Annotated in this window: 1 pseudogene; it reads left to right on the top strand. The window is 69.7% G+C overall.

From position 1 onward, the window contains the following. Nucleotides 1–34: 34 nt before the first annotated feature. Nucleotides 35–261 (top strand): annotated as a pseudogene (locus tag SB822_RS58305) (hypothetical protein); the annotation flags it as partial.

Raw genomic sequence — 261 nt, 5'->3', positions numbered from 1 at the left:
GCATCGTGTCCCATCGCCGCCGACATTCACTACAATGCGGGAGCTGTTCCGGCGCCCGCGGCTTTCCGCCCGGGTGGACCCCCTCAATCGCCGCGCGAGCGCGGCGCTGCGCAAACGCCAGGACCCCATGACCCAGATTGCCAAGATCCACGCCCGCGAAATCCTCGATTCCCGTGGCAACCCCACGCTGGAAGCGGAAGTCACCCTCGAGGACGGTTCGTTCGGCCGCGCCGCCGTGCCCTCGGGCGCCTCGACCGGCAC

The organism is Paraburkholderia sp. SIMBA_054, assembly GCF_046534875.1.
In the GTDB taxonomy this organism is placed as follows: Bacteria; Pseudomonadota; Gammaproteobacteria; order Burkholderiales; family Burkholderiaceae; genus Paraburkholderia; species Paraburkholderia hospita.
The sequence above is the reverse complement of the archived record's forward strand: the minus strand, read 5'-3'. Positions and strand labels throughout refer to the sequence as shown.